Source organism: Streptomyces alkaliphilus (genome assembly GCF_014141535.1).
Classification (GTDB): domain Bacteria; phylum Actinomycetota; class Actinomycetes; order Streptomycetales; family Streptomycetaceae; genus Streptomyces; species Streptomyces alkaliphilus.
Window position 1 is genome coordinate 1 of record NZ_VKHT01000200.1, and the last position, 6445, is coordinate 6445.

A 6445-nucleotide genomic window follows, 5' to 3' on the forward strand; every position below is an offset into this window, starting at 1 on the left:
GGAGAGGGGAAGAGAGCCGCGAATGGCACCGGGTGCCATGCCCCGGATGGGCTCGGGGACATCCCCACCGGGTCGGCTGCGGAGCGCGGGCCGGGAGAACCGAAGGAGATCGGGGTGACCGGAGCGAGCGGGAGGAGGCCCCGTGGGAACGAGCGCCGAGCCGACGGAAACCGGCGCGACCCGGCGCGCCCCCGGGAAGCAGGCACCAGCCGGTCGGAGGCCGGTGCGCCGGGGACGGGCGCGCCGAAGGAGCCGGCGGCGGGACCGGTGGCGGGAAAAGGATGCCTGCGGAAGCGGGACCCGAGGAGGTCGCCGGGGAACGGTCGGCGACCCGGGCCGCCGACCGTCAGCCGTTCTTGATGCGGTTGGTCAGCTCGGTGACCTGGTTGTAGATGGAGCGGCGCTCGGCCATCAACGCGCGGATCTTCCGGTCCGCGTGCATCACGGTGGTGTGGTCGCGTCCGCCGAAGTGTTGTCCGATCTTGGGCAACGACAGGTCGGTCAGCTCGCGACACAGGTACATCGCGATCTGGCGGGCGGTCACCAGCATGCGGCTGCGCGAGGATCCCGCGAGATCCTCACCGCTCAGCCCGAAGTAGGCCGCGGTGGCGGCGGTGATGTCGTCGGCCGAGATCTCCGGCGAGGAGTCCTCGCCGCCGGGGATGAGGTCCTTCAACACGATTTCGGTCAACCCGAGATCCACCGGCTGCCGGTTGAGACTGGCGAAGGCCGTCACCCGGATCAACGCGCCCTCCAACTCGCGGATGTTGCGCGAGATCCGGGAGGCGATGAACTCCAGCACCTCCGGCGGGGCGTTCAACTGCTCCTGCACCGCCTTCTTGCGCAGGATCGCGATGCGCGTCTCCAGTTCGGGGGGCTGGACGTCGGTGATCAGTCCCCACTCGAAGCGGTTGCGCAGCCGGTCCTCCAGCGTCATCAACTGCTTGGGCGGCCGGTCCGAGGAGAGCACGATCTGCTTGTTGGCGTTGTGCAGGGTGTTGAAGGTGTGGAAGAACTCCTCCTGCGTGGACTCCTTGCTGGCGAGGAACTGCACGTCGTCGACGAGCAGGATGTCCATGTCCCGGTAGCGCTTGCGGAACGCGTCCGCCTTGCCGTCCCGGATCGAGTTGATGAACTCGTTGGTGAACTCCTCCGAGCTGACGTACCGCACCCGGGTGCCGGGGTAGAGGCTGCGCGCGTAGTGCCCGATGGCGTGCAACAGGTGGGTCTTGCCCAGGCCCGACTCCCCGTAGATGAACAACGGGTTGTACGCCTTGGCGGGCGCCTCGGCCACGGCGACCGCGGCGGCGTGCGCGAAGCGGTTGGAGGCGCCGATCACGAAGGTGTCGAAGAGGTACTTCGGGTTCAACCGGGCGGTCGGCTCGGCCGGCCCACCGGTGCCCGGGGAACCGCCGGGACGTCCCGACCCCGCCCCGCCCGGGACGGGCCCGGGGCGTCCCGGGCCACCGGGACCTCCCGGACCGGAGGGGCCGCCGGCCGGGCCGGGCCCGCGCGACACGTAGGGGGGCTGCCGGTCGTAGGAACGCTCGTACTCACCCTCGTAACCACCGCGGCCGTAGCCCTGTTGCCCGCTGTACTCCTCGTGCCCGCCGTAGGGGTCGGGGCGCCCCCCGGGGCCCGGCTGCCGGGCGTCGGACCAGTCGCGACCGTATTCGCCCGGATACCCCGGGGCGCCGCGGTACCCACCGTACGCGTTCTCGCGGTCGTAGTCGCGGGGCCGCCGATCGTCGGCGCGTTCCTCGTCGTTCCCGGGCCAGGCGCCCGGTCGGGGCGCGGGGGCGTGCGGATGGTCGGGGTACGCCGGACGCGGGGTGGGCAGGTCGTCCGTCCATCCGTCGGGCCGGCCGTCCCGACGCGGCTCGTGTCGTGCCTCGTGTCGGCCTTCGTACCCGGAGTGCTCGGTGCCGGCCCGACCACCGGGCCCGCCGGTCGGGCCGTGCCGGTCCTCGCGCGGAGCCGGCCCCCGGTGGTCGGGGGATTCCTCGGTTCCGGACGGACCGCCCGGCCGGTCCCCGGATCGCGTCGGTGACCGGGCCGGCTCGGCGGGAGGCGCGGTCACGGTGACGGCCAGGCGGACCGGCTGTCCGCACTCCTTGCTGAGCGCCGAACCGATCAGGGGGGCCAGACGGCCCTCCAGCACGCTCTTGGCGTATTCATTGGGGACACCGAGCAGGGCGGTGTCGGAGACCAGGGCGAGCGGCACGCACTCCTGCAGCCACCGGTGGTCCTTCGGCTCCAGCCCCTGCTCGGCGGAGAGCATCGAGGCGAGCGCGCGTGGCCACACCGCCGCGAGGTCTGCTGGAAGGTCGGCCACTGGGCTCGCTCTCTCGGGTCTCGGTGACCGGCCCCGGGTGGCCACCGGCTGGTGGCGCCCGGTGGCCGGGAGTGAGGGATGAAGGGGTGAAGAAGGGGTGAAAGGGTGCGGAGGTACGGAGGTGGAGGATGGGACGACGGGGGATGAGGGGCGAATGGTCCGAAGTGGTCCGGGTGGTCGTGTCGAGTCCGGACACGGTAGTCAGCACCGCATCCGGGCTTCAAGTTATTGTCCACAGGGTGTGTACAACGGGGACCGGGGGCACGGGTTTCGTCGGAGTTTGACCGGAACACCGGGCCCCGCGTACCGTTGCACAGTCGAGTTGTCGACGGCTGCTGCCGCCTGCCTCCGATGGGCAGACATCCGGGGGGACCCCGGGTCCGCCGCCCCCTCGCGGTGCGTCCGGACTCCGCCAAGCGGCTTACCAGGGCCTCTGCGAGCTCCTCGTGGGCGCACGGTGACAGCCGATCGACGCCACACCAGTGCTCCGACGGACGCCGCCCCGGAGCACACCGAGGAAATTACTGGAGCCCCCGAGTGAGCAAGCGCACCTTCCAGCCGAACAACCGGCGTCGTGCGAAGACCCACGGTTTCCGCCTGCGCATGCGGACCCGTGCCGGCCGCGCCATCATCGCCAACCGCCGCGGCAAGGGCCGCGCCCGCCTGTCGGCCTGAGGGCCGACCCGGGTGTTCCCGTCGTGCTGCCTACCGAGAACCGGATGCGGCGGCGCGAGGACTTCGCCGCGGCGGTTCGCCGCGGTCGCAGGTCCGGGAGGACCCATCTGGTCGTCCACCTGACCACCCGGTCCGGTGCCACGAACCCGCACGCGACGGGGGGCCTCTCCCCGCCGCGTGCGGGTTTCGTCGTGAGCAGGGCCGTGGGCAACTCCGTGGTCCGGCACCGCGTGCAACGTCGTCTCCGTCACGTCATACGGGACCGGCTCTCCCTGCTTCCCCCGGGTAGCCTGGTAGTGGTCCGGGCGTTGCCCGGTGCGGGTGAGGCCGAGTACGCGCGGTTGGCCCGCGAGGTGGACGCCGCCCTGGAGCGGCTGCTGGGAGGGGTACGGACATGAAGTACCCGCTGCTGCTGCTGATCAAGCTGTACCAGTGGACGATCAGTCCGCTGCTCGGCCCGGTGTGTCGCTACTACCCGTCGTGCTCCCATTACGGGTACGGCGCGATCGACAGGCATGGCGCCATCAAGGGAACGGCCCTGACGGCCTGGCGCGTGCTGCGTTGCAACCCGTGGTCTCCCGGAGGGGTCGACCACGTCCCTCCCCGGAAGCACCCCGTCTGGCATGAGCGTCTGCGCAATCGCCGGCGGCACCGGGCCCACACGAATGCCCTAGGAGCCTGACCCGTGGACACGATCAACGCGATCCTCAGTCCCCTGTACTGGCTGGTCACCCAGGTGATCATCTTCTTCCACAATGTCTACAGCCAGGTCTTCGACCCCGACAGTGGCTGGGCGTGGGGGCTGTCGATCGTCTCCCTCGTGATCGTGATCCGCATCCTGCTGATCCCGCTGTTCTTCAAGCAGATCAAAGCCACGCGGAACATGCAGGCCATCCAGCCCCGGATGAAGAAGATCCAGGAGCGGTACAAGAACGACCGGCAGCGCCAGTCGGAAGAGATGATGAAGCTGTACAAGGAGACGGGTACCAACCCGCTCGCCAGCTGTCTCCCGATCCTCGCGCAGTCCCCGTTCTTCCTGGCCCTCTTCCAGGTGCTGAACCACATCGCGAACAACCGCACTCTGGGCATCCTCACCCCCGAGCAGGTCGAGAGCGCCCGTGAGGCCACCATCTTCGGCGCCCCGATCGCGGCCAAGTTCATGGACGGCGCGGACCGTCTCGCCGAGTTCGGCGCCTCGCTGACCGACGTGCGCGTCGTCACCGTCATCATGATCGTCCTGATGTCGCTGTCGCAGTTCTACACGCAGCGTCAGCTGATGACGAAGAACGTCGACCTCACGGTCAAGACGCCGTTCATGAACCAGCAGAAGATGCTGATGTACATCTTCCCGATCATGTTCGCCGTCTTCGGCATCAACTTCCCCGTCGGCGTCCTGATCTACTGGCTCACCACCAACGTGTGGACCCTCGGCCAGCAGATGTACGTGATCAACCGCAACCCCACCCCGGGCAGCATCGCCTACCAGCAGCGCCAGGAGCGGTTGCGCAAGAAGGGCAAGTTGAAGGAGGACCCGGCCGAGGTCGAGGTGAAGAAGACCGTCGAGCAGGCCCGCGCCGCCCGTCGGCAGCCCAAGCGGCAGACCAAGGCCCAGCGCCAGGCGGCCCTCGGCCGGTCCGACGCCCCGGTGCCCGCCGCGGCCGTCGACCCCACCGCCGATCCGGTCGCCGGGGCCGACGGGAGCCCCGCGGAGGTGAACGGCTCCGGCGGTACCAATGGCGCCGGTACCGATGGCACCGGTGGCACCAAGAGCGGGGCCGCCCGCAAGCCCGCCGGTACCGGGGCCCGCGGTTCCAAGCAGTCCAAGCGCAAGCCCTCCGCCAAGACCAAGAAGTAAGAAGGAAGAAGGAGTCCCGTCGTGACGGACACCACCGCGGCCGCCCCGGCCACCGAGACCCTCTCCCGGCTGGAACAGGAGGGCGAGATCGCGGCCGATTACCTGGAGGGTCTGCTCGACATCGCCGACCTCGACGGTGACATCGACATGGACGTCGAGGCGGACCGGGCCTCCGTGTCGGTGGTCGCCGAGGACGCCACGCGTGACCTCCAGCGGCTCGTGGGGCGGGACGGCGAGGTCCTGGAGGCGCTCCAGGAACTGACCCGCCTGGCCGTGCTCCGCGAGACCGGCGAGCGCAGCCGTCTCATGCTGGACATCGCCGGCTTCCGGGCCCGCAAGCGGGAACGGCTCACCGAGCTGGCCCGCGAGGCGGTGGCCGAGGTCCGCGAAAGCGGTGAGCCCAAGCGGATGGAGCCGATGACGCCGTTCGAGCGCAAGGTCGTGCACGACGCCGTGGCGGCGGCGGGGCTGCGCAGTGAGTCCGAGGGCGAGGAGCCGCAGCGTCGCGTGGTCGTCCTTCCGTGAGCGCCGCGCGAACCGACGGCCCCGGGGAGCCGGAGGACTCCCCGGGCCCCGGCGAGCCCCCGCCGCCCGCGGAGCGGGTCTTCGGTGACCGCTTCCCCGACGCGGTGCGCTACGCGGAGATCCTCGCCGACGTCGCCGTCACCCGGGGGCTCATCGGCCCCCGGGAGGTGCCCCGCCTCTGGGAGCGCCACCTGCTGAACTGCGCGGTGCTCGCCGAGGCGGTTCCCGAGGGGGTGACGGTCTGTGATGTGGGCTCCGGCGCCGGGCTCCCCGGCATTCCCCTCGCGCTGGCCAGGCCCGACCTCCGGATCACCCTCCTGGAGCCGCTGCTGCGACGCACCAACTTCCTCCAGGAGGTCGTGGAACTGCTCGACCTGCGACACGTGACGGTGCTCCGGGGCCGGGCCGAGGAGGTCATGGGGGGCTTCAAGTCGGTGCACGTGGTGACCGCCCGTGCGGTGGCTCCCCTGGACCGGCTGGCGAGTTGGGGCGTTCCCCTTCTGCGGCCCTACGGGGAGATGCTCGCCATCAAGGGCAGCGGCGCCCCGGAGGAGCTGAAGACGGCCCGTGCCGCCCTGGGCAAGCTCGGGGTGGTCGAGACCTCGCTGTTGCGGGTGGGTGAGGGTGTGGTGGACCCCCCGGCGACCATCGTTCGGGTGAAGGTGGGCGAGAGCCCCGGTGGGATCCGCTTCGCCGCCAAACGGGCCAAGGCGGCCCGACTGGAGCGGGGGCGCAGGCGGCGCGGCTGAGAGAGCCGGGACGCGGTGCTCCGGGGATCCCGTCCCCGGACCCGCTCCTCGTTCCGGAGTCCTCCCGCGGTTCCCCCGTTACTCCATCCCGGGGCCATGACCCGGGACGCGGAGTGTCGCGCCGGACGGTTTCCGTCCGGCGCGCATCGTGTTTCACGTGAAACCACGCGCTCTGCTGCAAGGCATCATCGGCCGTCGTCGGAGGGTCGGCGGGCCTCCGCCCCGGCCCGGGCACGTCGCCGGACCGGTTCCCCCCACCGGCTCACAGGTCTCCCGGGCCGCTCCTCCTGCCTCCCGGCCCCCCGC

The 6445-nt window shown here is 70.9% G+C and carries 7 protein-coding genes; 6 read left to right on the forward strand and 1 reads right to left on the reverse strand.

The window, feature by feature from the left end; translation table 11 throughout:
* Positions 1-346: 346 nt before the first annotated feature.
* On the reverse strand, positions 347-2335 hold the full coding sequence (dnaA, locus tag FNQ90_RS09075; RefSeq protein WP_182605895.1) for a chromosomal replication initiator protein DnaA: 1989 nt from the start codon (positions 2333-2335) through the stop codon (positions 347-349).
* A gap of 537 nt (positions 2336-2872) precedes the next feature.
* Here dnaA and rpmH point away from each other — a divergent pair.
* The 6 genes from rpmH to rsmG are packed head-to-tail and all read left to right on the forward strand — an operon-like array spanning position 2873 to position 6139.
* Entirely contained in the window at positions 2873-3010 is a 138-nt protein-coding gene (rpmH, locus tag FNQ90_RS09080) for a 50S ribosomal protein L34 (RefSeq protein ID WP_093840217.1), read from the forward strand.
* Positions 3011-3033: 23 nt separating this feature from the next.
* Positions 3034-3408, forward strand: coding sequence for a ribonuclease P protein component (rnpA, locus tag FNQ90_RS09085; protein WP_182605896.1), 375 nt, complete (start codon positions 3034-3036; stop codon positions 3406-3408).
* Positions 3405-3692: a membrane protein insertion efficiency factor YidD gene (yidD, locus tag FNQ90_RS09090; RefSeq protein WP_143622285.1), complete on the forward strand. Its 288-nt coding sequence runs from the start codon at positions 3405-3407 to the stop codon at positions 3690-3692. The genes rnpA and yidD overlap by 4 nt, the downstream gene beginning before the upstream one ends.
* A 12-nt stretch (positions 3693-3704) precedes the next feature.
* Positions 3705-4865 (forward strand): membrane protein insertase YidC, encoded by a 1161-nt coding sequence (gene yidC / locus FNQ90_RS09095; protein WP_182605899.1) that lies wholly within the window; start codon positions 3705-3707, stop codon positions 4863-4865.
* 21 nt (positions 4866-4886) lie between these two features.
* Positions 4887-5390: a Jag family protein gene (locus FNQ90_RS09100; RefSeq protein WP_182605897.1), complete on the forward strand. Its 504-nt coding sequence runs from the start codon at positions 4887-4889 to the stop codon at positions 5388-5390.
* Positions 5387-6139, forward strand: a complete 753-nt coding sequence (gene rsmG / locus FNQ90_RS09105) for a 16S rRNA (guanine(527)-N(7))-methyltransferase RsmG (RefSeq protein WP_182605898.1) — start codon at positions 5387-5389, stop codon at positions 6137-6139. The genes FNQ90_RS09100 and rsmG overlap by 4 nt, the downstream gene beginning before the upstream one ends.
* Positions 6140-6445: the final 306 nt, after the last annotated feature.